A 25,942-nucleotide genomic window follows, 5' to 3' on the forward strand; every position below is an offset into this window, starting at 1 on the left:
TTATTTATTCTTGCGCTTTGCGTCAATTCGAACATCATTACAGATTCACGCTTACTAGGCACCCTGATTGACTTTATCTCATTTACAGTCATGGTTTCATGTGTTCTCGCTGCTTGGATTATCAAAAACAATCAATCAGGATCAAATTGAAACCTTTCTCCTGCAAAATCGTAAGTAAGGCGTATTGATGTAAAAAGGAGACGTACGAATGAAAAAGAAAAAAACAAGAAAGCGTGATGGACTTTTCCTAGATTTTCTTTTTGAAGTAGGTGGGGAGCTCTTTCTTTTGCTGTTTCGGTGTGTACATAAACTATTTATATAAGGGAAAAAAGACTGCCGAATCGTTTCGGCAGTCTTTGCATATTAATCTTTATAAGGCACCCAGCCAGGCGTGTTCACAATTGCTTGCCATAGTGGTTCAGGCAAATGATATTTTTCTTTATCTGTGCCTTTGATTACTGTTTCGATTTGCTTTTCTCGGCCTTCTTTTACTTTTACCGCCCAGTCAGGGTCAACTAAAATTTCTCGTCCCATTGCGACTAGCGGAATACCGTTTTCGATGACGGCCAGCGCGTCATCTGCGGAATGGATGGAACCAACGGCGATCAGCGGCACTTTGTTTCCGACACGTTCATTCAATAAGTCCATGCGCGTGCGAGTTGGATCTGCACCGCGGCGTGCTTTTGAGTTCACGTCCATCAGTGAAATATGAAGATAATCCAATTCTTTATCCCCTAAAGCGTCAACAAGCGTAAAGGTTTCAGTCATTGTCAACCCTGGTGTCTCAGGTTCTTCCGGAGACAGACGGTAGCCGACTAAGAACGCGCCCTTGGCATGTTCTGAAGCGGCTTTTTTCACTTCGTCGACAATAGCAAGCGGGAAGGCTAATCGTTTCTCATCGCTTCCTCCCCAGCGGTCCGTGCGCTGATTGGTTTTTGGAGAATAAAACTGCTGAATTAAGTAGCCGTTTGCACCGTGAATTTCGACACCGTCAAAGCCGGCTTCAATGGCGCGTCTTGTCGCTTCTCCAAACGCCTTCACAATGTTTTCCACTTCTTCTTCTTTTAATGCGCGAGCAATTTGTTTGCCGTTATCAAACACGTCACTTGGCCCCACAACATCCTGTTGAGGAACGAGCTCAGATGGGCATTCGATGCCGCCATGATGAATTTGCACAACGGCTTTAGCGCCTTGTGCCTGAATGGCTTGTGCTAATGTTTTTAAACCTAGAATGTTGGAATCGTCGTGGATGGCCGGCTGCCCAGGAAATGCTTTTCCGTCCGGTGTGACGTTTGCGCAGGCTGTAATCACCATTCCCATCTCTTTTGAACGAGGGATGATGTAGTCAAGCTCTGCTTCAGAAATTGTACCGTCTTCATTAGAAGCGTAATGAGTCATTGGTGCTACTGCGATCCGGTTGTCGATTGTAACACCGCTTTTAAACGTGAAGGGTTCAAACAGCGGCTTATACTTAGGATTCATTTGATCATCTTCTTTCGTTTGGATTCGCACATATTCTAGCCTATATGTAAAAATTAATGCAATTGATCTGCTTTACCGGCTGAATATCTTGAGTACAGAGTGATGTTTTCGCCGCTCTTTTTCAGGGTCTTTGTAGCCGCCGCTGATTTGGTGGCCGATGGAGCATGTGATGAGAGCTGCCGCCAGCAGCAGAACGAATTTTTTCAAGGAAATATCCTTTCAAAGGTTACGCCTGGCTGATCTAGCAGTCAAACCATTTGCTCACCCAATTCACATATTTTTAAAAATGAATAAAAAGTTGCTTCTTTCCGCTAATTTTTTCTAATTAGCGCCTCATTTAGAGCCATCCTCATAGACAAAACTGCTCGTTATCTTTCTAACAACAGGAAATGATCGGGTCGTATAGCCCTTTTGAAAATCATGGAACTTGATCGCCTGCATTCATGTTGTCTTTACAAATCCGCCATTCTGGTCAAAGATAAAAGCCAAACATCAGGAAGAGGTGATCGTGTGAAACAAACGGTTCTTTTGCTATTTACTGCGCTTTTTCTTTCGGGATGCAGTGTAGCAAGTGCGGATGACTCAGCACCAAGGATTACCGAAGAGGGAAAATTTATTGGCTCGGCTGATCCTCATACGATTGCGGTTTCTCTTAATGGAGAAGAAACCATGATACAAGTTCCGAAGGATAAACGTGATGAATGTGAATCCTTGCCAGACCAGACAAAAGTTTTGGTGAAATATACAAAGAAGGATAATGGGACTTTACAGCTGGAAGATATTCAGCTGCGAAAGAATTCGTCATAAAAAGACCGGAGGGAGAAAGTTGAGAATGTTATGGAGGAGTTTGGCGCTGTGTGGATTGGCTTTGACACTCGCGCCTTGTGCACAGGCAGCAGAGCCGATAGAAGGGAAAACCGTGTATATTGATGCCGGACACGGCGGTGAAGACAGTGGAGCGGTCGGAAACGGGCTCTTTGAAAAGGATATTAATTTGGCTGTTTCAGAGCATGTGACGGACAAGCTAAAAGCGGAGGGAGCCAATCCTGTTGCATCCAGATCAGACGATCATTTTCTGACCTTGGAGGACAGAGTCGCAAAGGCAAGTGCCAATCACGCTGATCTTTTTGTCAGCATTCATGTAAATTCCGGGGTTGCTTCAGCTTCAGGAACAGAAACGTATTTTCAATCTGATTATGAAGGGGAAAACAGCCGGCGTCTGGCAGCCGATATTCAGTCGCAGCTCGTTTCATCCTTACAAACGAGAGACAGGGGCGTGAAAGAATCAGACTTTTACGTCATTACATATTCACAAATGCCAAGTGTGTTGGCGGAGCTTGGGTTTATCACGAACAGCTCTGATGCGGACAAGCTGGGAAGTGAAGAATACCAGCAAAAGGCCGCAGATGCGATTGTCAACGGCATTGATTCTTATTATGATCAGTAGATGAAAATAGCCTTAATCCTAGAGTGGAGCCGACAAAATAAGTATAATGGAGAAAACTTTAGGGTTTGAGGTGAAACGATGACAAAGATTTTTGCCCACCGGGGGGCATCAGGTCAATTTCCCGAAAATACAATGCTTGCATTTGAAAAAGGAATTGAAGCCGGAGCGGATGGGATAGAGCTTGATGTACAGCTGACGAAAGACGGACGCATTGTTGTGATTCATGATGAAAGACTTAATCGCACGACATCACTTAAAGGATTCGTGAAGGATACAACCTATGATGAGGTGAAGACTGCGAATGCGGCCGCTGGTCACGATCAGGCGTATAGCGATCTAAAAGTGCCACTATTAGAAGACGTGCTCTCGTGGGCGGTAAAAAAGGATTTTCTGATCAACATTGAATTGAAAAACAGCGTGATTCGCTATGAGGGAATGGAAGAAAAAGTGTTGGAGGCAGTGAAGCGATTCAATATAGAGGAGAGAGTCATCCTATCCACATTTAATCATGAAAGTGTAGCACTGTGCGCTCGGCTTGCGCCCCATATCGAACGGGCGGTATTAACTGCAGATGTGCTTTATCAGCCGGATCAATATATCGCGTCTATTCCAGCTACCGGCTATCACCCGAAGCTAAACAGCCCCGGGGCCACAGATGAAGTGCTGAAGAAAATGAGGAGCAGTTCGATTAAGGTAAGACCGTATACAGTCAATCGGCCGGAAGATATGAAGCGCCTAATTGAACTGGGAGCAGACGGCATGTTTACCGATTTTCCTGCAAAGGCTGCGGCATTGCTGAAAAATGAATAGTTGCTTTAGAAGAAGGCTGTTGACACAGCCTTCTTTTTTCATACATTCGTGCCCGTTTCAAAGCATACATTCATAGAAGACAACTAGAATTTGTAAGCGCTGTCTATCTTCTGAATGAGGTGAAACCATGAGGAAAACAGTCATTGTAAGTGCTGCAAGAACGCCATTTGGCAAATTCGGCGGAGTATTGAAAGAGGTGAAAGCTGCCGAGCTTGGGGGCATTGTGATGAAGGAGGCGTTGCAACGGGCTGGAGTCTCTGGAGATGATGTAGAAGGAAATGTCATGGGCATGGTTGTCCAGGCCGGCTCAGGACAGATCCCTTCCCGTCAAGCTGCCCGTCTTGCTGGAATGCCTTGGAGTGTGCCGTCAGAAACACTGAATAAAGTCTGTGCTTCGGGTCTTCGCGCTGTCACTTTATGTGATCAAATGATTCGGGCGCAGGATGCGGACATACTTGTTGCCGGGGGGATGGAAAGCATGAGCAATATTCCGTATGCCATTCCCGCTGGACGCTGGGGAGCACGGATGGGGGACGGCGAGCTTAGGGATTTAATGGTGTATGACGGGTTAACGTGCGCATTTGACGAAGTGCATATGGCTGTTCACGGAAATACAGCGGCCAAGGAATATTCAATTTCACGAAGAGAGCAGGATGAATGGGCGTTGAGAAGCCATGCGCGGGCAGCTAAAGCAGCCGATGAAGGGAAATTTCAGGATGAAATTGTTCCTGTCAACTGGATCGGCCGAAAAGGAAAATCAAACGTTGTTGATAAGGATGAAGCGATTCGCCGTGACACAAGTCTGGATCAGCTCGCGAAACTTGCTCCGATTTATGCAAGTGACGGTTCGATCACAGCCGGCAATGCTCCCGGGGTCAATGACGGAGCTGGCGCATTCGTGCTGATGTCGGAGGAAAAAGCAGCTGAGCTTGGCAAACAGCCTCTGGCTACAATTCTTGGTTTTTCAACTATGGGAAGGCCAGCGCATGAACTGGCGGCAGCACCGGGGTTTGCCATTAATAAGCTCCTGAAAAAGAACGGTTTAACTGCCCAAGATATTGACTTGTTTGAAGTAAATGAAGCGTTTGCTTCTGTTGTGTTAACATGTGAAAAAATCGTAGGTTTCGATCTTGAAAAAGTAAATGTGAACGGCGGTGCGATCGCGCTCGGCCACCCGATCGGCGCGAGCGGAGCGAGAATTCTCATGACGCTCGTTTACGAATTAAAGCGACGGGGAGGGGGACTAGGTGTTGCCGCCATTTGCAGTGGGGCAGCCCAAGGAGATGCCGTCTTAGTGCAGGTTCATTAAAACATGATGAAAAAGGGGATTTAAATGGAAATCAAACAAATCATGGTAGCTGGCGCAGGTCAGATGGGAAGCGGCATTGCACAAGCAGCTGCTGACGCAGGTTTTTATGTGCGGATGTACGATGTGAGTCCGGAAGCTGCGGAGGCAGGATTGAAGCGGCTGAAGAAACAGCTGGCCCGTGACGCTGAGAAAGGAAAAAGGACCGAGGCGGAAGTGAGGAGTATCATCAGCCGCATTTCGATTTCTCAAACGCTTGAGGAGGCAGAGCATGCGGACATTGTGATTGAGGCTATCGCTGAAAACATGGCGGCGAAAACTAAGATGTTTAAAACACTTGATCGCATTTGCCCGCCTCATACGATTTTGGCCAGCAATACATCTTCCTTGCCTATTACAGAGATCGCTGCTGTGACAAATCGGCCTCAACGGGTCATTGGCATGCATTTTATGAATCCCGTCCCTGTGATGAAGCTGGTTGAAGTAATTCGCGGCTTGGCTACATCAGAGGAAACCGCCTTAGATGTTATGGCATTAGCGGAAAAGATGGGGAAAACACCGGTAGAAGTCAATGATTTTCCGGGGTTTGTTTCCAATCGTGTGCTTCTGCCAATGATTAATGAAGCCATCTATTGCGTGTATGAGGGAGTGGCGAAGCCAGAGGCGATAGACGAGGTGATGAAGCTTGGCATGAATCATCCGATGGGTCCGCTTACATTAGCGGATTTTATCGGACTGGATACGTGTTTATCCATTATGGAAGTTCTTCACTCGGGCCTTGGCGATTCTAAATACCGTCCTTGCCCGCTGCTCCGCAAGTATGTCAAAGCAGGCTGGCTTGGCAAAAAGAGCGGACGCGGTTTTTATGAATATGAGGAGAGGACTTCCTGAAGTCAATTCCATCGGGGGTGGCCGAGTTGCATATAACCCAAGAGCAAGTCATGATGCGAAAAATGGTGCGTGATTTTGCACGAAAAGAAATTGCTCCCGCTGCGGAAATTATGGAGAAAACGGACGAATTTCCCTTTCAGCTGATCAAAAAAATGGGCGAACACGGGCTGATGGGAATACCGGTGCCGGAACAGTACGGCGGGGCCGGGGCGGACGTTGTTTCTTATATTTTGGCGATTCATGAGATTTCAAAAATCAGCGCGGCTGTCGGCGTGATTCTCTCCGTTCATACCTCGGTCGGCACAAATCCGATTCTGTATTTCGGCAATGAAGAACAGAAGATGAAATATATACCGAAGCTTGCTTCAGGAGACCATTTAGGCGCGTTTGCGCTGACTGAGCCTCACTCAGGATCGGATGCTGGAAGCCTTCGCACAACGGCAATTAAAAAGAACGGCAAATACGTATTAAACGGATCGAAAATATTCATAACGAATGGCGGAGCAGCTGATATCTATATCACATTTGCTTTAACGGCTCCGGATCAAGGCAGGCACGGGATTTCGGCTTTTATCGTTGAAAAAAACACACCCGGTTTTACCGTTGGGAAAAAAGAAAAAAAGCTGGGGCTTTATGGCTCTAATACTACGGAACTGATTTTTGATAACGCAGAAGTGCTTGAAGCTAATTTGCTTGGCAAAGAGGGTGACGGCTTCAACATTGCCATGGCGAATTTAAATGTCGGCCGGATCGGCATTGCGGCACAGGCGCTCGGTATTGCAGAGGCGGCTCTTGAGCATGCCGTTGCTTATGCGAAGCAGCGAGTGCAATTTGGAAGGCCGATCGCAGCCAATCAAGGCATATCATTTAAGCTGGCTGACATGGCGACTAGGGCTGAGGCGGCAAGGCATCTTGTCTACCACGCCGCAGACCTCCATAACCGCGGCCTGGCATGTGGAAAAGAGGCGTCTATGGCTAAACAATTTGCTTCCGATGCAGCGGTGAAGGCGGCGTTAGACGCCGTCCAAATTTATGGGGGATATGGCTATATGAAGGATTATCCCGTTGAGCGGCTGCTTCGCGATGCAAAGGTGACGCAAATCTATGAAGGGACGAATGAGATTCAAAGACTGATTATTTCCAAGTATTTGCTTGGCGGGACCTGATAACCAAAAAAACGCAAAAACGGAGGTTGAGGATATGGAGGAGAAACAGCATTACTCTCCAGGGTTGGACGGTGTGATTGCGGCAGAAACTCACATTTCTTATCTTGACACGCAGTCCAGCCAGATTTTGATACGAGGCTATGATTTAATAGATCTTTCTAAAACAAAAAGTTATCTGGAGCTTGTCCATTTATTGCTGGAAGGGAGGCTGCCGGAAGAAAGTGAAAGAGAGACGCTGGAAAGTAAAATAAACAGTGCGTCAAGCCTGCCTGCTGATCATCTCCGTCTGCTTGAGCTGCTCCCTGAGCACACGCATCCAATGGATAGCCTGCGTACCGGCCTGTCGGCACTTGCCGGTTATGATCGGCAAATTGATGATCGGTCTCCTTCCGCTAACAAGGAGCGCGCATATCAGCTTCTTGGGAAAATGCCTGCCCTCACTGCTGCCAGCTACAGGATCATCAATAAAAAAGAGCCGATTCTTCCGCTTCAATCCCTGTCCTACAGTGCGAATTTTCTATACATGATGACAGGAAAATTGCCGTCCTCATTGGAAGAACAGATTTTTGACCGGTCGCTCGTCCTGTACAGTGAGCATGAGATGCCAAATTCAACTTTTGCAGCCAGAGTCATCGCATCTACCCACTCGGATCTTTATGGCGCTTTGACAGGAGCTGTCGCTTCCCTGAAAGGGAATCTTCACGGAGGGGCAAACGAAGCTGTAATGTATATGCTTTTGGAGGCAAAAACGACGTCTGAATTTGAGCAGCTTCTGCAAACAAAACTGAAACGAAAAGAAAAAATCATGGGCTTCGGCCACCGTGTGTATATGAAAAAAATGGATCCGAGAGCACTCATGATGAAAGAGGCGCTGCAGCAATTATGCGATAAAGCCGGTGACCATCGTTTATATGAGATGTGTGAAGCAGGTGAGCGGCTGATGGAGAAGGAAAAAGGGCTCTACCCGAACTTGGATTACTATGCTGCCCCGGTTTATTGGATGCTCGGCATACCGATCCCTTTATATACGCCTGTCTTTTTCAGCGCGAGAACATCCGGTTTATGCGCTCATGTGATTGAACAGCATTCCAATAATAGACTCTTCCGTCCCCGTGTCAGTTACATGGGCCCGCGATATCAAACAGAATCATGAAAGGAGCTGGCAGAATGCAGAAAACGGATCGTGTTATCGAAGAAATCACAGACTATGTGCTTGAGAAAGAGATTACAAGTTCCGAAGCGTATACAACAGCGGGGCATGTATTGCTGGATACCCTGGGCTGCGGGATTTTGGCGCTGCGGTATCCAGAGTGCACAAAGCTGCTTGGCCCGGTTGTTCCAGGAACGACTGTGCCGAATGGAAGCAAAGTGCCGGGAACGTCCTATGTTCTCGATCCTGTGAGGGCAGCGTTTAATATCGGCTGCATGATTCGCTGGCTCGATTACAACGATACGTGGCTGGCAGCGGAGTGGGGGCATCCATCCGATAACTTGGGAGGCATCCTTGCTGTTTGTGATTATGTATCAAGAGTGAGGCTGTCTGAAGGAAAAGAGCCTTTAACGGTACGCGACGTACTTGAGATGATGATTAAAGCGCACGAAATTCAAGGCGTCCTTGCGTTAGAAAACAGCCTGAATCGAGTGGGTCTTGATCATGTGCTGTTTGTTAAAATTGCGACAACAGCTGTTGCAGCAAAGCTTTTGGGCGGCGGGAGAGAAGAAATCAAAAATGCGCTTTCGAATGCATGGATTGACAATGCTGCATTAAGAACATACCGGCATTCACCAAATACAGGCTCTCGCAAATCATGGGCAGCAGGAGATGCAACGAGCAGAGGTGTTCATTTGGCGCTGATGTCGTTAAAAGGGGAAATGGGGTATCCGACAGCATTGAGCGCACCGAGTTGGGGGTTCCAGGACGTTTTATTCAATAAGAAAGAGATCAAGCTCGCCCGTCCGCTCGACGCTTATGTCATGGAAAATGTGTTATTTAAAGTATCTTATCCAGCAGAATTTCACGCTCAAACAGCGGCGGAGTGCGCCGTCATTTTACATCCGCGGGTAAAGGACCGAATTGATGAGATCGATCGTATTGTCATCAGTACGCATGAATCCGCTATCCGAATCATTGATAAAAAAGGCCTGCTTCACAATCCGGCAGACCGTGATCACTGCCTCCAATATATTACAGCAATCGGTTTGCTTTTTGGTGATATCACCGCACAGCATTATGAAGCTGAAACTGCGAGTGATCCGAGAATAGATAAATTACGTGATAAAATGGAGGTGACTGAAAATAAAGCATATACCGAGGATTATTTGAAACCTGATAAGCGTTCTATTTCAAATGCCGTTCAGGTTCATTTTAAAGACGGAACGAGCACGGAAATGGTGGAATGTGAGTTTCCTCTTGGCCACCGTTTTCGAAGAGAGGAGGCAGTGCCAAAACTGCTGGAAAAGTTTTCTGACAATCTCAAAAGCCATTTTCCTGATAAACAGTGCAAACACATTTATGAGCGCTGTACCAGCGAGACTTTACAAACGATGCGCGTAAATGAATTCGTAGACATGTTCTGCATGTAAAAGGAGGATTTGTGTCATGTCGTGGATCGTCAATCAGCAATCGTCACAAGAAGAGCTTGCCGGGCGTTTCCGCAAGCTGATGTCGGCGCCGGACATTCTTCAAATTCCCGGCGCCCATGACGGGATGGCAGCGTTGCTCGCGAAGGAGGCCGGTTTTTCTGCTATATACTTGTCTGGGGCAGCTTATACAGCCAGCAGGGGACTTCCTGATCTAGGGATCATCACGTCGGCAGAAATGGCGGATCGGGCCAAAGACCTTGTGCGTGCTGCTGATCTGCCTCTGCTTGTGGATATCGATACGGGATTTGGCGGTGTGTTAAATGCCGCCCGAACCGCCCGGGAGATGCTTGAAGCCAGGGTAGCAGCCGTTCAAATAGAAGACCAGCAGCTCCCAAAAAAATGCGGGCATTTAAATGGCAAACAGCTCGTTCCGATCAAGGAAATGGCGCAAAAAATAAAAGCCATTAAACAAGCGGCACCTACCCTTATTGTTGTTGCCCGCACAGATGCCAGGGCGCAGGAAGGGCTTGATGCTGCAATAAAACGGTCAGCGGCCTACATTGAGGCGGGAGCAGACGCGATTTTCCCGGAAGCGCTCCAGGCAGAGAATGAATTCCGCCAGTTTGCTGAGCATATCTCCGTTCCGCTCCTTGCGAATATGACGGAGTTTGGGAAAACGCCGTATTATCGTGCTGATGAATTCGAAGATATGGGGTTTCGCATGGTGATATATCCTGTCACCTCGCTTCGAGCGGCGGCAAAAGCTTATGAGCGGATATTTGGTTTGATGAAGGAGCACGGCTCACAAAAAGAAGGACTTCATCATTTGCAGACGCGAAAAGAACTGTACGATACCATCTCTTATTATGACTATGAAGCATTAGATAAAACGATTGCCAAGACCGTTTTGCCTGACGAATAGTGTGACAAAAAAAGCCGGAGCATTCTCCGGCTTTTTTTGCAGTTATCGTTTTCTGAATCGCGGGCTGACTTGATTGCGTTTTCTGTCTCTGTATAGAATGAACCCGGCCAGCACATAGAGGCCGATCGCGAAAAAGATGAATCCTGACAACCCTTGGAGCCAAAGAGCTGAAAATGGCTTTATTGCATGGCCGAAAAGTGTATCTCTCATCAGTTTAATGCCTAAAGCGGAAATGGCCCCGGGGATGACTAATATCAAAAGCGCAAGAAGTCGGCTCATCTTCAGAAAACCCCTTTATCTTTTCATTTCCTTTATTGTCCAGCGGAAAAAATATTTTGTCAAGAGAAGAAAACGTGGTAACATAGGGTTGTGCAAATTATTGCAACGGAATAATTAGGTGTGCAAATTTTTTCATATAAAGGGGTATCGGGATGCAAAAGGTACTGATAGTAGGTGCCGGCAAAAGGGGAACGGCGTTATTACATATTCTGATCAAAACAGCCATCATAGATATCATTGCCGTAGTTGACAAAGACCCCAAGGCGCCGGGATTGAAAGAAGCAGAACAGTATGGGATTGCCGTTTCATCTGATTGGAAACCTTACATACAACAAAAACCGGATATCGTCATTCATACCACCGGCGATCAAGCCGTGTTTGACGAACTCCTTCAAAGAAAGCATGAAGATACCATTGTCATGCCGGGGAAAATGGCATACATCGTTTTTCAGCTGATGGAAGAAAAGCAGCACCTGATTCAAATGCTAAAAGAGCAAACATACAAACACGACAGAATTTTTAATTCCACCCATGACGGGATGATTTTTATTGATATCAATGAAGAGATCATTCTCTTTAACCATATGGCCGAAAAAATGGTCGGGAAAAAACGCGAGGAAGTCATCGGGCGGCCAATAAAAGAAGTCATTCCGAGCACTAAGATGCCGCGGATTTTAAAAACAAGAGTGCCTGAATACAACCAGAAGCAGCTTTTAGGCGATCATTTGCAAATTGTGACCACAAGGCTGCCGATTATTGATGAAGGCGGACGTCTGCTCGGGGCTCTTTGTGTATTTAAAGATATCACCGATGCGGTCGAGCTGGCGGAGGAAGTGACCAACTTAAAGCAGGTCCGTACGATGCTTGAGGCGATTATTCAATCCTCCGATGAGGCGATTTCGGTCGTTGATGAAAACGGCATCGGCCTTCTAATCAATAAAGCATATACGAAAATGACCGGGCTTTCTGAAAAAGAAGTCATCGGCAAGCCTGCAAACACGGATATTTCCGAAGGCGAAAGCATGCATTTAAAGGTGCTTGAAACAAGACGCCCTGTCCGCGGTGTCAGAATGAAGGTCGGCCCGAATGAAAAAGAGGTCATCGTCAATGTAGCACCGGTGATTGTGGACGGTATTTTGAAAGGCAGCGTCGGTGTGATTCACGATGTGTCCGAAATTAAAATGCTGACAGCGGAGCTTAACCGCGCCAGGCAAATTATTCGCACGCTTGAAGCGAAATACACGTTTGACGACATTATCGGCAAAAGCGAGCAAATGCTGGTTGCGCTTGAGCAGGCGAAGCTCGGTGCGAAAACGCCGGCAACGATTTTGTTGCGCGGAGAGTCAGGAACAGGAAAAGAACTGTTTGCCCATGCCATCCATAACGAAAGCGACCGGAAATACAATAAATTTATTCGCGTGAATTGTGCAGCCCTTTCTGAAAACCTGCTTGAATCAGAATTGTTCGGCTATGAGGATGGTGCGTTTTCAGGGGCGAAGCGAGGCGGTAAAAAGGGTTTATTTGAAGAAGCAAATAACGGCAGTATTTTCTTAGATGAAATCGGTGAGCTGACACAAAATATGCAGGCCAAATTGCTGCGCGTCCTTCAAGAAAAGGAAATCGTCAGAGTGGGCGGCACGAAAGCGATCCCTGTCAACGTCAGAGTGATCGCGGCAACAAATGTAAATATTGAAAAGGCGATGGCGGATGGAAAGTTTCGCGAAGACCTGTATTACCGGATCAACCGCTATCCCATCTCCATTCCGCCTTTGCGGCAGCGGTTGGAGGACATTGAAGCATTAAGCGTCAGACTTATCCAAAAGATCAACCGGGATTACGGCAGGAATGTAAAAGGGCTCTCGCAGCATGCCTTGCGCGCCTTATCTGCTTACCATTGGCCTGGGAATGTCCGCGAGCTTGAAAATGTCCTTGGACGAGCCATGATTTTTCTCAATCCGCATATGGAATGGATTGAAAAAGATCATTTGCCTATATTTGAACTTGAGCAAAAAGAAAATGACACAGATCAGAGGACAGGTTTTGATTTTCCGGATATTGAAGGCGAAAAGCTGTCTGTCGCAGTAGAAAAATTTGAAGCGCATTTGATTCAGCAAACGCTCGAAAAGCATCATTTTAACCGGACAAAAACAGCGAAAGCCCTCGGTGTCAGCATTCGGAATTTATATTACAAAATGGATAAATATGGCCTTGCAAATGAAGGCATGCAATAATCTGCAGAATAAACGCAAACTTCTGCACGAATGTGTCAATATACCTGGTATGACAGCACCCTTAAGAGCTGGCACGGAACTTGCATAATAAAAGACGGAGTCGAAACAAGAAAGGTGGTAGCAGATGAAGCTGAAAGATTTAATCGGCAAAGCGTCGATGCACAAAAACAAGACCATTGCGGTTGCTCATGCTGAGGATGAGGAAGTGATCCGGGCTGTAAAGCTGGCTGCCGAGCACCTATCCGCCCGTTTTTTGTTAACGGGCGACAGCAAAAAACTGAACGAGCTGACATCATCCATGCAAGGTCATCAAGTGGAAATCGTCCATGCCGATACACCTGAGGAGTCGGCAAAATTAGCGGTTCGTGCTGTACATCATAAAACAGCGGACGTTTTAATGAAAGGAAATGTGCCGACTTCTGTTTTGCTTAAAGCGGTATTGAACAGACAGGAGGGGCTTCGGTCATCAAGTGTCCTTTCCCACGTGGCTGTCTTTGATATACCGGATTTTGACAGGCTGATGTTTGTGACAGATTCGGCAATGAATATCGCTCCCTCGCTGGAAGAGCTTCGGCAGATTTTGCAAAATGCCGTTCATGTGGCCCATGCAGTAGGGAACAATATGCCAAAAGCAGCTGCTCTGGCAGCGGTCGAAACGGTGAACCCAAAAATGGAAGCGACCGTGAATGCAGCAGCTCTAGCTCAAATGTTCAAAAGAGGCCAGATCAAAGGCTGTATTGTTGATGGACCGCTTGCTTTGGATAACGCAGTTTCACAAATTGCCGCGGCTCAGAAAAAAATTTCGGGAGACGTAGCGGGCAACGCAGATATCCTTCTCGTCCCAACAATTGAGGCCGGCAATATTTTATATAAATCACTGATTTATTTTGCCAAAGCCAGCGTGGCGGCTGTCATTACAGGAGCCAAAGCGCCGATTGCCTTAACAAGCAGAGCGGACTCTGCCGAAAATAAACTGTATTCCATTGCGTTGGCAATATGCGCATCCGAAGAATACACACATTAGGAGGAACGAACATGGAACTTTTTAAATATATGGAGAAATATGATTACGAACAATTGGTATTCTGCCAAGATGAACAATCAGGCTTAAAAGCGATTATCGCGATTCATGATACAACACTCGGTCCAGCACTTGGCGGAACGAGAATGTGGACATATGAAAATGAAGAAGCTGCAATTGAAGACGCGCTCAGACTGGCAAGAGGCATGACCTATAAAAACGCGGCGGCAGGCTTAAACCTGGGCGGCGGAAAAACAGTCATTATCGGTGATCCTCGCAAAGACAAAAATGAGGAAATGTTCCGTGCGTTTGGCCGCTATATTCAAGGGCTGAATGGCAGATACATCACAGCTGAAGATGTGGGTACAACGGTCGAGGATATGGATATCATTCATGATGAGACAGACTATGTCACAGGGATTTCTCCTGCGTTCGGCTCTTCCGGAAATCCTTCCCCAGTCACAGCGTACGGGGTGTACAGAGGAATGAAGGCAGCAGCTAAAGCTGCTTTCGGAACCGACTCTCTTGAAGGGAAAACCATTGCTGTACAGGGTGTTGGGAACGTAGCCTATAACCTTTGCCGCCACCTGCATGAAGAAGGGGCAAACTTAATCGTTACGGATATCAACAAACAATCTGTACAGCGTGCAGTTGAAGATTTTGGCGCCCGTGCGGTTGATCCAGATGATATTTATTCACAAGACTGCGATATTTACGCGCCGTGTGCCCTTGGTGCGACTATTAACGACGACACGATTAAACAGCTGAAGGCGAAGGTGATCGCAGGTGCGGCCAACAACCAATTAAAAGAAACACGCCATGGTGATCAAATTCACGACATGGGCATCGTTTATGCACCGGATTACGTGATTAACGCCGGCGGTGTCATCAACGTCGCAGATGAGCTTTACGGCTATAATGCTGAACGCGCCCTGAAAAAAGTAGAAGGCATTTACAGCAATATCGAGCGTGTACTCGAGATTTCTCAGCGTGACGGCATTCCGGCATATTTAGCGGCTGACCGCTTGGCAGAGGAACGGATTGAACGCATGCGCCGCTCAAGAAGCCAGTTTTTGCAAAACGGCCACAGTGTATTAAGCAGACGTTAAGAAATTGATCTGGAGGTTATGAAAGTGCTACATGACGAAAAACGCATTCTCACAATTAATCCAGGCTCAACTTCAACGAAAATCGGTGTTTTTCATAACGAACGAAGCATTTTTGAAAAAACATTGAGACACAACATAGAAGAGCTGCAGCGATTTGACCAAATTATTGATCAATATGAATTTCGCAAAAACCATATTCTCGAAACGCTTCATGAACAGGGAATCAATATCTCAAAGTTTGATGCAGTCTGCGCAAGAGGCGGCCTTCTCCGGCCGATTGAAGGCGGGACTTACGTAGTGAACGATGACATGATTGAGGACTTGAAAAGCGGCTACGCCGGCCAGCATGCTTCTAATCTCGGCGGCATTATCGCGCGGGAAATTGCTGACGGCCTGAATATCCCTTCGTATATCGTCGACCCTGTTGTCGTAGACGAAATGTCAGTGCTCGCAAAAGTTTCAGGCATGCCTGAAATTGAACGGAAAAGCATTTTTCACGCGTTAAATCAAAAAGCTGTCGCTCGTAAAGCGGCAGCCTCTCTTGGCAAACGATATGAGAACATGAAAATGATTATTACCCATATGGGCGGAGGTATTACAATTGGCGTCCATGACCGCGGGCGAGTCGTGGATGTCAATAACGGCCTTCATGGAGAGGGGCCGTTCAGTCCTGAACGTGCAGGAACGGTGCCTGCGGGGGATCTTGTTGATCTATGTTTTTCAGGAGAATATACAAAAGAAGAAATCATGAAAAAACTGGTGGGCACCGGCGGGCTTTTAGGCTATCTCGGTACAAATGATGCCGTAAAAGTGGAACAAATGATTCAGGGGGGCGATGAAAAAGCCCGCTTCATTTATGATGCCATGGCATATCAGATAGCAAAGGAAATCGGAGCAGCCAGCGCGGTTTTAAAAGGTGAAGTTGAAGCGATTGTGCTGACGGGGGGCCTTGCGTACGGCAAAAGCTTTGTTTCTACTATCAGATCATACATAGATTGGATTTCAGACGTTTTGGTCTATCCGGGTGAAAATGAACTGCAGTCTCTTGCCCAAGGGGCGCTCAGAGTATTGCAGGGCGAAGAGCAATCCAAACAATATCGTATTGAATAGACAGACAGGAGTGAGTCACCATGGCAACTGAGTATGACGTAGTCATTCTGGGCGGCGGTACTGGCGGTTATGTTGCGGCCATCAGAGCCGCTCAGCTCGGCTTAAAAACAGCCGTTGTTGAAAAGGAAAAACTCGGAGGAACATGTCTGCATAAAGGCTGTATCCCGAGTAAAGCGCTTCTTAGAAGCGCGGAGGTATACCGGACAGCGCGTGAAGCCGACCAGTTCGGAGTAGAGACGGCTGGCGTGTCCCTCAACTTTGAAAAAGTGCAGCGGCGTAAGCAAGCCGTTGTTGATAAGCTTGCAGCGGGTGTAAACCATTTAATGAAAAAAGGAAAAATTGACGTGTACAAAGGTTACGGTCGTATCCTTGGACCGTCAATCTTCTCTCCGCTGCCGGGAACAATTTCTGTTGAACGGGGAAATGGCGAAGAAAATGACATGCTGATCCCGAAACAAGTGATCATTGCAACAGGATCAAGACCGAGAATGCTTCCAAGCCTTGAAGCGGATGGTAAGTCTGTACTGACTTCAGATGAGGCGCTTCAAATGGAGGAGCTGCCAAAATCAATCATTATCGTCGGCGGAGGTGTTATCGGTATCGAATGGGCGTCTATGCTTCATGATTTTGGCGTGAAGGTAACAGTTATCGAATACGCGGATCGCATATTGCCGACTGAAGATCTAGAGATTTCAAAAGAAATGGAAAGTCTTCTTAAGAAAAAAGGCATCCAGTTCATAATAGGGGCAAAGGTGCTGCCTGACACCCTGACAAAAACATCAGGTGATATCAGCATACAAGCGGAAAAAGACGGAGAAACCGCCACCTACTCTGCTGAAAAAATGCTTGTTTCCATCGGCAGACAAGCAAATATCGAAGGCATCGGCCTAGAGAACACCGATATTATCACTGAAAATGGCGTGATTTCAGTCAATGAAAGCTGCCAAACGAAGGAGTCTCATATTTATGCAATCGGAGACGTAATCGGTGGCCTGCAGTTAGCTCACGTTGCTTCGCATGAAGGAATCATTGCTGTTGAGCATTTTGCAGGCCTCAATCCGCATCCGCTTGATCCGACGCTGGTACCGAAGTGCATCTACTCAAGCCCTGAAGCTGCCAGTGTCGGCTTAACAGAAGATGAAGCGAAGGCGAACGGGCATAATGTCAAAATCGGTAAGTTCCCATTTATGGCGATTGGAAAAGCGCTTGTATACGGTGAAAGCGACGGTTTTGTCAAAATCGTGGCGGATCGAGATACCGATGATATTCTCGGCGTTCATATGATTGGCCCGCATGTCACTGACATGATTTCTGAAGCGGGTCTTGCCAAAGTGCTGGACGCTACGCCGTGGGAGGTCGGGCAAACGATTCACCCGCATCCGACACTTTCTGAAGCAATTGGAGAAGCAGCGCTTGCCGTAGATGGCAAAGCCATTCATTTTTAAAAGCATAAAGGAGGGGCTTGAATGAGTAAAAACCGACATCAAGCACTAGGGCTGACTGATCAGGAAGCCGTTGATATGTATAGAACCATGCTGTTAGCAAGGAAAATCGATGAAAGAATGTGGCTGTTAAACCGTTCTGGCAAAATCCCATTCGTAATCTCTTGTCAAGGACAGGAAGCAGCACAGGTAGGAGCGGCTTTCGCACTTGACCGTGAAATGGATTATGTATTGCCGTACTACAGAGACATGGGTGTCGTGCTCGCGTTTGGCATGACAGCAAAGGACTTAATGATGTCCGGATTTGCCAAAGCGGCGGATCCGAACTCGGGAGGCCGCCAGATGCCGGGACATTTCGGACAAAAGGAAAACCGTATTGTGACGGGGTCATCTCCAGTTACAACGCAAGTGCCGCACGCAGTCGGCATTGCGCTTGCGGGACGGATGGAGAAAAAGGATATCGCAGCCTTTGTTACATTCGGGGAAGGATCTTCAAACCAAGGCGATTTCCATGAAGGAGCAAACTTTGCCGCTGTCCATAAGCTGCCGGTTATTTTCATGTGTGAAAACAACAAATACGCAATCTCAGTGCCTTACGATAAGCAAGTCGCATGCGAGAACATTTCTGACCGTGCCGTAGGCTATGGGATGCCTGGCGTCACTGTGAATGGAAATGATCCGCTGGAAGTTTATCAAGCGGTTAAAGAAGCACGCGAACGGGCACGCAGAGGAGAAGGCCCGACATTAATTGAAACGATTTCTTACCGCCTTACACCGCATTCCAGTGATGACGATGACAGCAGCTACAGAGGCCGTGAAGAAGTAGAGGAAGCGAAAAAAAGTGATCCCCTGCTTACTTATCAAACTTACTTAAAGGAAACAGGCCTGCTGTCCGATGAGATAGAACAAACCATGCTGGATGAAATTATGGCAATCGTTAATGAAGCGACGGATGAAGCGGAGAACGCTCCTTATGCAGCTCCTGAGTCAGCGCTTAATTATGTGTATGCGAAGTAGGGAGGAAGAACAAATGTCAGTAATGTCATATATTGATGCAATCAATTTGGCAATGAAAGAAGAAATGGAACGAGATCCCCGAGTCTTCGTCCTTGGGGAAGATGTAGGAAGAAAAGGCGGAGTGTTTAAAGCGACAGCCGGTCTCTATGAACAATTCGGGGAAGAGCGCGTGATGGATACACCGCTTGCTGAATCTGCGATCGCAGGAGTTGGTATTGGAGCGGCAATGTACGGAATGAGACCGATTGCTGAAATGCAGTTTGCTGATTTTATTATGCCGGCGGTCAACCAAATTATTTCTGAAGCGGCTAAAATCCGCTACCGCAGCAACAATGACTGGAGCTGTCCGATTGTCGTCAGAGCGCCATACGGCGGAGGTGTGCACGGGGCCCTGTATCATTCTCAATCAGTCGAAGCGATTTTCGCCAATCAGCCCGGACTGAAAATTGTCATGCCTTCAACACCATATGACGCCAAGGGCCTTTTAAAAGCCGCAGTTCGTGACGAAGACCCAGTGCTGTTTTTTGAGCACAAACGGGCGTATCGCCTGATAAAAGGAGAGGTTCCGGCAGATGATTATGTCCTGCCAATCGGAAAGGCGGACGTAAAACGGGATGGCGACGATATCACAGTGATCACATATGGCCTGTGTGTCCACTTTGCCTTACAGGCTGCAGAACGTCTCGAAAAAGATGGCATTTCAGCGCATGTGGTAGATTTAAGAACGGTTTACCCGCTTGATAAAGAAGCCATCATCGAAGCTGCGTCCAAAACTGGAAAGGTTCTTTTGGTCACAGAAGATACAAAAGAAGGCAGCATCATGGGCGAAGTAGCCGCAATTATATCCGAGCATTGTCTGTTCGACTTAGACGCGCCGATCAAACGGCTTGCAGGTCCTGATATTCCGGCTATGCCTTATGCGCCGACAATGGAAAAATACTTTATGGTCAACCCTGATAAAGTGGAAGCGGCGATGAGAGAATTAGCGGAGTTTTAAAGACGTAAGGAGGATACAATCATGGCAATTGAACAAATGACGATGCCGCAGCTTGGAGAAAGCGTAACAGAAGGGACGATCAGCAAATGGCTTGTCGCCCCCGGTGATAAAGTGAACAAATACGATCCGATCGCGGAAGTCATGACAGATAAGGTAAATGCAGAGGTTCCGTCTTCTTTTACTGGAACGATAACAGAGCTTGTGGGAGAAGAAGGCCAGACCCTGCAAGTCGGAGAAGTGATTTGCAAAGTTGAAACAGAAGGCGCGAATCCGATCGAACAAAAACAAGAACAGCCAGAAGCGCCAGAAGCCGCTGGGACGCCTGCTGCAAATAGTGCCGAAGCAACCGATCAGCCCAATAAGAAGCGTTACTCGCCAGCTGTACTCCGTTTAGCTGGTGAACACGGCATTGACCTTGATCAAGTGACGGGAACAGGTGCCGGCGGGCGCATCACACGAAAAGATATTCAGCGCTTAATTGAAACAGGCGGCGTGCAAGAACGGAAGGCTGAGGAGCCGAACATAGCAGCTCCTGCACCGAAGTCTGCACCAAAACCTGAGCCAAAAGAAGAGACTTCATATCCTGCGTCTGCAGCAGGTGATATAGAAATCCCTGTCACAGGCGTAAGAAAAGCAATTGCTTCCAATATGAAGCGCAGCAAAACAGAAATTCCGCATGCTTGGACGATGATGGAAGTCGACGTCACAAATATGGTTGCATATCGCAACAGTATAAAAGATTCCTTTAAGAAAACAGAAGGCTTTAATTTAACGTTCTTCGCCTTTTTTGTCAAAGCAGTCGCTCAGGCGTTAAAAGAATTCCCGCAAATGAATAGCATGTGGGCGGGGGACAAAATTATTCAGAAAAAGGATATCAATATTTCAATTGCAGTTGCCACAGAGGATTCTTTATTTGTTCCGGTGATTAAAAACGCTGATGAAAAAACAATTAAAGGCATTGCGAAAGACATTACCGGTCTTGCCAAAAAAGTAAGAGATGGAAAGCTCACAGCAGATGACATGCAGGGAGGCACGTTTACCGTCAATAACACAGGTTCGTTCGGCTCCGTTCAGTCGATGGGTATCATCAACTATCCTCAGGCTGCGATTCTTCAAGTAGAATCCATCGTCAAACGCCCGGTTGTCATGGAGAATGGCATGATTGCTGTCAGAGATATGGTTAATCTGTGTCTGTCCTTAGACCACAGAGTGCTTGATGGTCTTGTATGCGGACGATTCCTGGGACGAGTGAAACAAATTTTAGAATCTATTGACGAAAAGACATCTGTTTACTAAATAAGCAAAAAGAGCATTTTTGAAGTTTTGTTTCAAAAAATGCTCTTTTTCTATGCAGTATTATTCTGCGATTCGTATTTTCATTTCGACCCGATATTCTTCTTGTTTTTTCGGGGAGTAATGAACCGGTATAATTAACTCGTATACATCACTGACAACTGTTAATTGGCGGTCTGCGATATACTTGATAAGCTTCTGTAAGTTGAGAAAATAATGTTCAGGCGAAAAATTGTACGCGATACACACATATCTCCCTTTAGGAATCGTTGTGATTTCCATATCCGGCGTAATGGCTGAAATTTGTTTATTCGTCAGTACAGGCGTGAAAATATGACGGTAAGTCATTTCATCAATGCTGGTGTAGGGCTGAAAAGAAAAAGTGGCGCCATAGCTATTGTTCGTAAATCCATCTGCTGATTCGATAAATTTTTTTAATTTGCTGTAAGAGGCGTTGAGCACGTTTTCAGGCCCGATTCCTTCTGCCTCTGTCTGAATAATCCGTATTTCTTCTTCATCTAAAACAAACACCTCACCGAGCGCGGGATATTCCATCTGCCGTTTCATCCGTTTTTTCACCAACGAAATCGTTTGCTCCAGTGCTGATAAAAAGTCTAATTTCTCCCTGATTTGCCGCTCCTGCTCTGTATAAAAAGCAAACAGTTCTTCCATCTCTAAGTCCTGTGCTTTTTTCATTTCTTCTAAAGGGGTGCCGATATATTTCAATGATTTGATCAAATCCAGATGAATGAGCTGAGAATCTGTATAATAGCGGTAGCTGGTATCCGGGTCGACGTAGGCGGGTTTAAATAAATCAATTTTATCGTAATAACGGAGCGCTTTAATCGACACGTTTGCCAGTTTTGAAACTTCTCCAATTGAGTAATACGATTCCTTCATGCCATCACTCCTTTTATCATCAGTATAAAGAAGAAGCGTATTCTTTGCAGTACACAAAGAATACGCTTTTGATCATGTGCTGGCTTTAAGGTGTGCAGGCGCTTTCCAAGCAATCGTCAGTGCAATGCCTATAGCTAAGGTAACCGTTGCAAAGTAGAAAGGATAGTTTACATCAAGATCGAACAGCATTCCACCGATAATAGGCCCGAATACATTGCCGATACTTGTAAACATTGAATTCATACCGCCGGCAAATCCTTGTTCGTTTCCCGCAATCTTTGACAGGTAAGTCGTTACCGCAGGCCTCATGAGATCAAATCCGACAAAAACGGTGACTGTAACCAGCAGAATCGCAATATATGAATTTACGGTTGTCAGCAAGAATACCAGACTCGTCGAGAGAATTAAGCTGTACCGAATGAAATGGATTTCGCCAAACCATCTTGTGAAGCGATCGAATAAGACGACTTGCGTAATAGCGCCCACAATTGCTCCTCCTGTAATCATAATGGCAATGTCGCTGGCCGTAAATCCGAATTTATGATCCACATATAATGCAAATAAAGATTCAAATGATGCTAAACCAAAAGATGAAATCAAAATAATGAGAAAAGCAATGAAGTACATGGGTGCAAAAATTCGCTTGAAGCCTGTCTTTTGCCCTTTTATTTCCTGATTTTCAGGGTTCCGTTCCGGCTCGCTCAGCGTGAGCATTGATAAAATGGCTGCTAACAGTGCAAAAGCGGCCGCAAAGAAAAAAGGCAGCCGGGAGTGGACTTCTGCTAAAAATCCCCCGATGCCGGGACCAATAATAAATCCTGTTGAAATAGCGGCTGACATATAACCGAGCGCTTTCGGCCGTGTTTTAATGGTCGTGATATCTGCGATAAAAGCTGTGACCCCAGGCATAATGAAGGCAGCGCTGATACCGCCCAGCATACGGGAGATAAATAACATTTCAACTGTTTTTCCAATGCCAAATAAAAACTCCGACACACTAAAGAAAAACAGGCCGATCACGATCATGATCTTGCGTCCGAAGCGATCAACCCAGCGCCCGGCTATGGGTGAAACAATGAGCTGCGTAATAGCGAAGCAGGCAACCATATAGCCGACCGCGGTCCCTGATAAATGCAATTCATTCATAATGGTCGGCGTTACTGGAATCACAAGCCCGATCCCCAAAAAAGCAATAAATAAATTGGTTAATAATATCGTTAAGGTAATATTTTTCTTCTCCATATGACTTCCCCTTTTTCAAGTGTGTATCCCTTATACTGTAAGACCTCCTCCTAGGGGAGAGTCAACGGATTTGCAAAATCTTTCTAAGCCCTTAAGACAGTTAATCATTTGCGGGAACAAGCATGTCGATATGCTGCGGCAGGACCTGAATGACTGCGGGTGTATGTGTATAAACTTCTCCATCCATATCCGCCTTTTTGGCAGTGTCTGTTTCAATCTCGATTCGAGAGGCCTGGACATAGGACAGCTCTCCAGTAAAACGATCAATTGCACCTTGTTCCATGCTCATCAGCTCCCGCAACGCGGTGAGGTTGGTGTTGCGGCATATGAGGACATCGAGTAAGCCATCTTCAATACTGGCATCGGGCAGAGGAATTCGGTTCGTTCCAATGTATTGGCCGTTCATCACAAGCAGCATAACGGCTTCTTCTTTAATTTCTTCTCCATCAATTTTTAATCTCATCGGAAACGATGCAGCGGATGAGACGGTTCGCAATGCACTTGTAAAATAGCTGATTTTCCCCAATAATGCTTTTTCTGTTTCGTTGATTTGATTCGACGTTTCTGCAATTAAGCCGATCCCCCAGAAATTTAAAAAATAACGGTCGTTCATCTGACATACGTCTACGCTGGTTTTTTTTCCTGACATAAGTGTTTCCGCGGCCTTTGCAAGATTTTGAGGGATGCCAAGCACTCTTGAAAAGTCATTGCATGTGCCGCCGGGCAAAATCCCGACCGCGGGTTTTCTTTCTAGAGCGCTAAGAGCATTTATGCATTGGTGGATCGTGCCGTCGCCGCCGAGAATGAAGACGGTGTCGACAGAATCATCAATGGATCGGCAAAAATGATACGCATCATCCTTTTTCTTTGTCTGTTTAATAATCACTTCATCTAAATGGTGAGATAAAATCGGCACGACAGCACCAAGTGCTTTTTCTATATTTTTGTTGCCGGCATTTCCGTTATGGATCAGTAATGCTTTCCGTTGGCTCATATACAACTGCTCCTTTATTTTACTTCTGGTTATATAATCCCCTTTTTCTGTAAGCGGTAAACGAAAAGCAAAAAAAGTGCACGGCGAAGCAAAGTCATTTGCCGATTTGGACGTTTCCTTGCTATCATAAGAACAGATGATGAAAAAGGAGAGGTCTTCATTGAACATGGACTTTAATTTATTTATGAATGATATTGTACGCCAAGCGAGACAAGAAATAACAGCTGCCGGATACACCGAGCTGAAAACAGCCGAAGAGGTAGACGCGGCACTTACGAAAAAAGGCACGACGCTCGTCATGGTAAACTCTGTTTGCGGATGCGCCGGAGGAATTGCAAGACCGGCAGCATACCACTCCGTTCACTATGATAAAAGACCTGATCAGCTCGTAACCGTTTTTGCCGGACAGGACAAAGAAGCGACAGCGCGTGCGCGCGACTATTTTGAAGGATATCCGCCATCTTCTCCGTCCTTTGCGATTTTGAAAGACGGAAAGATCATGAAAATGGTAGAGCGCCATGAAATTGAAGGCCATGAGCCGATGGCCGTAGTGGCAAAGCTGCAGGAAGCCTTTGAAGAATATTGTGAAGAAGTATAAGACGAAGAACCCGGATACTCAAAGTATCCCGGGTTTTTTTGTGCATAAAATTCCAAGGGTATATGAATAAATATTAACGAATTATTCAATCGGATTGTACAGTGATTTTATTTTTATCTAGTAATATCAAAAGAGATCACTGGAAAGATAAGCTTGAAGATAATTTTTAAAAATAGTATTGCATAAAAATAAGAAACTGTTTAAAATACAAATTAACGAATAAATATTCAGATACACCAAAAGTAATGAATATGGGGGAAATGGATCATGAAAAAAATACTCTTATTACTTGTAGCTGCCTGCATCACCTTTGCATTAACTGCATGCGGTTCAAGCAATTCAGGTTCAGAAAGCGGAAAGAAAAAAATAATTATGGGTACTTCGGCGGATTACAAACCGTTTGAATATAAAGAAGGCGATGATATTGTCGGCTTTGATGTGGAGTTGGCAAAAGCTCTGGCGAAGAAGGCTGGCTATGAAATTGAAGTGCAGGATATGGACTTCAACAGCTTAATTACAGCGCTTAAATCAAAACAAGTTGATCTCGTTCTGTCAGGAATGACCCCAACGCCTGATCGTAAAAAACAAGTTGATTTTTCTGAGGTGTACTACACAGCGAACCATATGATTGTCAGCAAAAAAGACAGCGGCATTCAATCTTTGAAAGACCTGAAAGGAAAAACGGTTGGCGTTCAGCTTGGCTCTATTCAGGAAGAGAAGGGGAAAGAGCTTTCTCCGGAATATGGTTTTAAAACAGAAGACCGCAACAGAATTTCTGATTTGGTGCAGGAAATCAAATCTGACCGCTTCGATGCCGCGATTATTGAAGACATTGTTGCAGAAGGGTATTTCAAATCAAATGATGACCTGCAGGGCTTCGTGATTCCTGATGCGAAAGCGGAAGAGGCCGGTTCAGCAATTGCTTTCAGAAAGGACAGTGAACTGACAGACAAATTCAATAAAGCGCTCAAGGAAATGAAAGATAAAGGAGAGCTTGAGAAATTGAAGAAAAAATGGTTCACTGACGAGAAGTAAAAAAAGCGGCTCAACTTTTTCGTTGAGCCTTTTTATTGAATAGGAAATCTTTTTTCCTGTAAGAAAA

The 25,942-nt window shown here is 46.0% G+C and carries 25 protein-coding genes; 19 read left to right on the plus strand and 6 right to left on the minus strand.

The genetic code is table 11. The annotated features are described in order from the left end of the window. Window positions 1-363: 363 nt before the first annotated feature. A complete protein-coding gene (locus ACQXR1_RS05975; RefSeq protein WP_430771849.1) occupies window positions 364-1,482 on the minus strand; it encodes an NADH-dependent flavin oxidoreductase in 1,119 nt (372 codons plus the stop codon). Window positions 1,483-1,554: 72 nt separating this feature from the next. Continuing rightward, on the minus strand, window positions 1,555-1,695 hold the full coding sequence (locus ACQXR1_RS05980; RefSeq protein WP_430771973.1) for a hypothetical protein: 141 nt from the start codon (window positions 1,693-1,695) through the stop codon (window positions 1,555-1,557). A gap of 297 nt (window positions 1,696-1,992) precedes the next feature. Here ACQXR1_RS05980 and ACQXR1_RS05985 point away from each other — a divergent pair, with 297 nt between their 5' ends. From ACQXR1_RS05985 to prpB, 9 genes are all read left to right on the plus strand, one after another. After that, window positions 1,993-2,289 (plus strand): hypothetical protein, encoded by a 297-nt coding sequence (locus tag ACQXR1_RS05985; RefSeq protein ID WP_430771850.1) that lies wholly within the window; start codon window positions 1,993-1,995, stop codon window positions 2,287-2,289. Between the two features lie 19 nt (window positions 2,290-2,308). Next, window positions 2,309-2,929, plus strand: coding sequence for an N-acetylmuramoyl-L-alanine amidase family protein (locus tag ACQXR1_RS05990; RefSeq protein WP_268285302.1), 621 nt, complete (start codon window positions 2,309-2,311; stop codon window positions 2,927-2,929). A gap of 78 nt (window positions 2,930-3,007) precedes the next feature. Further along, a complete protein-coding gene (locus ACQXR1_RS05995) occupies window positions 3,008-3,739 on the plus strand; it encodes a glycerophosphodiester phosphodiesterase (protein WP_430771851.1) in 732 nt (243 codons plus the stop codon). A gap of 127 nt (window positions 3,740-3,866) precedes the next feature. Beyond that, a complete protein-coding gene (locus ACQXR1_RS06000; protein ID WP_430771852.1) occupies window positions 3,867-5,048 on the plus strand; it encodes an acetyl-CoA C-acetyltransferase in 1,182 nt (393 codons plus the stop codon). A gap of 24 nt (window positions 5,049-5,072) precedes the next feature. Then, entirely contained in the window at window positions 5,073-5,936 is an 864-nt protein-coding gene (locus tag ACQXR1_RS06005; protein ID WP_095431663.1) for a 3-hydroxybutyryl-CoA dehydrogenase, read from the plus strand. Between the two features lie 26 nt (window positions 5,937-5,962). Continuing rightward, entirely contained in the window at window positions 5,963-7,102 is a 1,140-nt protein-coding gene (locus tag ACQXR1_RS06010) for an acyl-CoA dehydrogenase (protein WP_430771853.1), read from the plus strand. Window positions 7,103-7,136: 34 nt separating this feature from the next. Further along, window positions 7,137-8,255, plus strand: coding sequence for a citrate synthase (gene mmgD, locus ACQXR1_RS06015; protein WP_134975356.1), 1,119 nt, complete (start codon window positions 7,137-7,139; stop codon window positions 8,253-8,255). Between the two features lie 14 nt (window positions 8,256-8,269). Further along, complete coding sequence (locus ACQXR1_RS06020; RefSeq protein ID WP_430771854.1) at window positions 8,270-9,685, plus strand: bifunctional 2-methylcitrate dehydratase/aconitate hydratase; 1,416 nt, start codon at window positions 8,270-8,272, stop codon at window positions 9,683-9,685. Window positions 9,686-9,701: 16 nt separating this feature from the next. Then, complete coding sequence (gene prpB, locus ACQXR1_RS06025; protein ID WP_040082683.1) at window positions 9,702-10,607, plus strand: methylisocitrate lyase; 906 nt, start codon at window positions 9,702-9,704, stop codon at window positions 10,605-10,607. Window positions 10,608-10,649: 42 nt separating this feature from the next. On the opposite strand, the gene ACQXR1_RS06030 is transcribed toward prpB, so the two are convergent. Then, window positions 10,650-10,886 (minus strand): DUF2627 domain-containing protein, encoded by a 237-nt coding sequence (locus ACQXR1_RS06030; protein WP_014664541.1) that lies wholly within the window; start codon window positions 10,884-10,886, stop codon window positions 10,650-10,652. A gap of 152 nt (window positions 10,887-11,038) precedes the next feature. Here ACQXR1_RS06030 and ACQXR1_RS06035 point away from each other — a divergent pair, with 152 nt between their 5' ends. The 8 genes from ACQXR1_RS06035 (at window position 11,039) to bfmBB (ending at window position 21,109) form a co-directional block, all read left to right on the plus strand. Beyond that, a complete protein-coding gene (locus ACQXR1_RS06035) occupies window positions 11,039-13,117 on the plus strand; it encodes a sigma 54-interacting transcriptional regulator (protein ID WP_430771855.1) in 2,079 nt (692 codons plus the stop codon). Window positions 13,118-13,241: 124 nt separating this feature from the next. Then, on the plus strand, window positions 13,242-14,141 hold the full coding sequence (gene yqiS / locus ACQXR1_RS06040) for a phosphate butyryltransferase (protein ID WP_071578631.1): 900 nt from the start codon (window positions 13,242-13,244) through the stop codon (window positions 14,139-14,141). 11 nt (window positions 14,142-14,152) lie between these two features. Next, window positions 14,153-15,247, plus strand: coding sequence for a branched-chain amino acid dehydrogenase (bcd, locus tag ACQXR1_RS06045; RefSeq protein ID WP_430771856.1), 1,095 nt, complete (start codon window positions 14,153-14,155; stop codon window positions 15,245-15,247). A gap of 18 nt (window positions 15,248-15,265) precedes the next feature. Next, window positions 15,266-16,357: a butyrate kinase gene (gene buk / locus ACQXR1_RS06050; protein ID WP_040082688.1), complete on the plus strand. Its 1,092-nt coding sequence runs from the start codon at window positions 15,266-15,268 to the stop codon at window positions 16,355-16,357. 20 nt (window positions 16,358-16,377) lie between these two features. Next, a complete protein-coding gene (gene lpdA / locus ACQXR1_RS06055) occupies window positions 16,378-17,802 on the plus strand; it encodes a dihydrolipoyl dehydrogenase (protein ID WP_430771857.1) in 1,425 nt (474 codons plus the stop codon). A 21-nt stretch (window positions 17,803-17,823) separates the two neighbouring features. Then, window positions 17,824-18,816, plus strand: a complete 993-nt coding sequence (gene bfmBAA / locus ACQXR1_RS06060) for a 3-methyl-2-oxobutanoate dehydrogenase subunit alpha (RefSeq protein WP_430771858.1) — start codon at window positions 17,824-17,826, stop codon at window positions 18,814-18,816. A gap of 13 nt (window positions 18,817-18,829) precedes the next feature. Beyond that, window positions 18,830-19,813 (plus strand): 3-methyl-2-oxobutanoate dehydrogenase subunit beta, encoded by a 984-nt coding sequence (gene bfmBAB / locus ACQXR1_RS06065; protein ID WP_430771859.1) that lies wholly within the window; start codon window positions 18,830-18,832, stop codon window positions 19,811-19,813. A gap of 21 nt (window positions 19,814-19,834) precedes the next feature. Beyond that, entirely contained in the window at window positions 19,835-21,109 is a 1,275-nt protein-coding gene (bfmBB, locus tag ACQXR1_RS06070; RefSeq protein ID WP_286314379.1) for a branched-chain alpha-keto dehydrogenase complex dihydrolipoyllysine-residue (2-methylpropanoyl)transferase, read from the plus strand. 60 nt (window positions 21,110-21,169) lie between these two features. Here the strand turns inward: bfmBB and bmrR are convergent, their stop codons facing one another. The 3 genes from bmrR to ACQXR1_RS06085 all read right to left on the minus strand — a co-directional run bounded on the left by bmrR (window position 21,170) and on the right by ACQXR1_RS06085 (window position 24,242). After that, window positions 21,170-22,006 (minus strand): multidrug efflux transcriptional regulator BmrR, encoded by an 837-nt coding sequence (gene bmrR, locus ACQXR1_RS06075; RefSeq protein ID WP_014664533.1) that lies wholly within the window; start codon window positions 22,004-22,006, stop codon window positions 21,170-21,172. 72 nt (window positions 22,007-22,078) lie between these two features. After that, complete coding sequence (bmr, locus tag ACQXR1_RS06080) at window positions 22,079-23,248, minus strand: multidrug efflux MFS transporter Bmr (protein ID WP_430771860.1); 1,170 nt, start codon at window positions 23,246-23,248, stop codon at window positions 22,079-22,081. Between the two features lie 100 nt (window positions 23,249-23,348). Then, window positions 23,349-24,242 carry a diacylglycerol kinase family lipid kinase gene (locus ACQXR1_RS06085; RefSeq protein ID WP_430771861.1) on the minus strand — a complete coding sequence of 298 codons (894 nt, stop codon included), beginning with the start codon at window positions 24,240-24,242 and terminating at the stop codon, window positions 23,349-23,351. A 160-nt stretch (window positions 24,243-24,402) separates the two neighbouring features. Between ACQXR1_RS06085 and brxB the strand changes: the two genes are divergently transcribed. After that, the gene (gene brxB, locus ACQXR1_RS06090; RefSeq protein WP_041053557.1) at window positions 24,403-24,840 is read left to right on the plus strand and encodes a bacilliredoxin BrxB; all 438 of its coding nucleotides are present in this window, start codon (window positions 24,403-24,405) and stop codon (window positions 24,838-24,840) included. Between the two features lie 267 nt (window positions 24,841-25,107). Beyond that, a complete protein-coding gene (artP, locus tag ACQXR1_RS06095) occupies window positions 25,108-25,875 on the plus strand; it encodes an arginine ABC transporter substrate-binding protein ArtP (RefSeq protein ID WP_430771862.1) in 768 nt (255 codons plus the stop codon). The last annotated feature ends 67 nt before the right edge of the window (window positions 25,876-25,942 follow it).

Origin of the sequence: Bacillus sp. ATD (assembly GCF_050585765.1) — a bacterium.
In the GTDB taxonomy this organism is placed as follows: domain Bacteria; phylum Bacillota; class Bacilli; order Bacillales; family Bacillaceae; genus Bacillus; species Bacillus stercoris.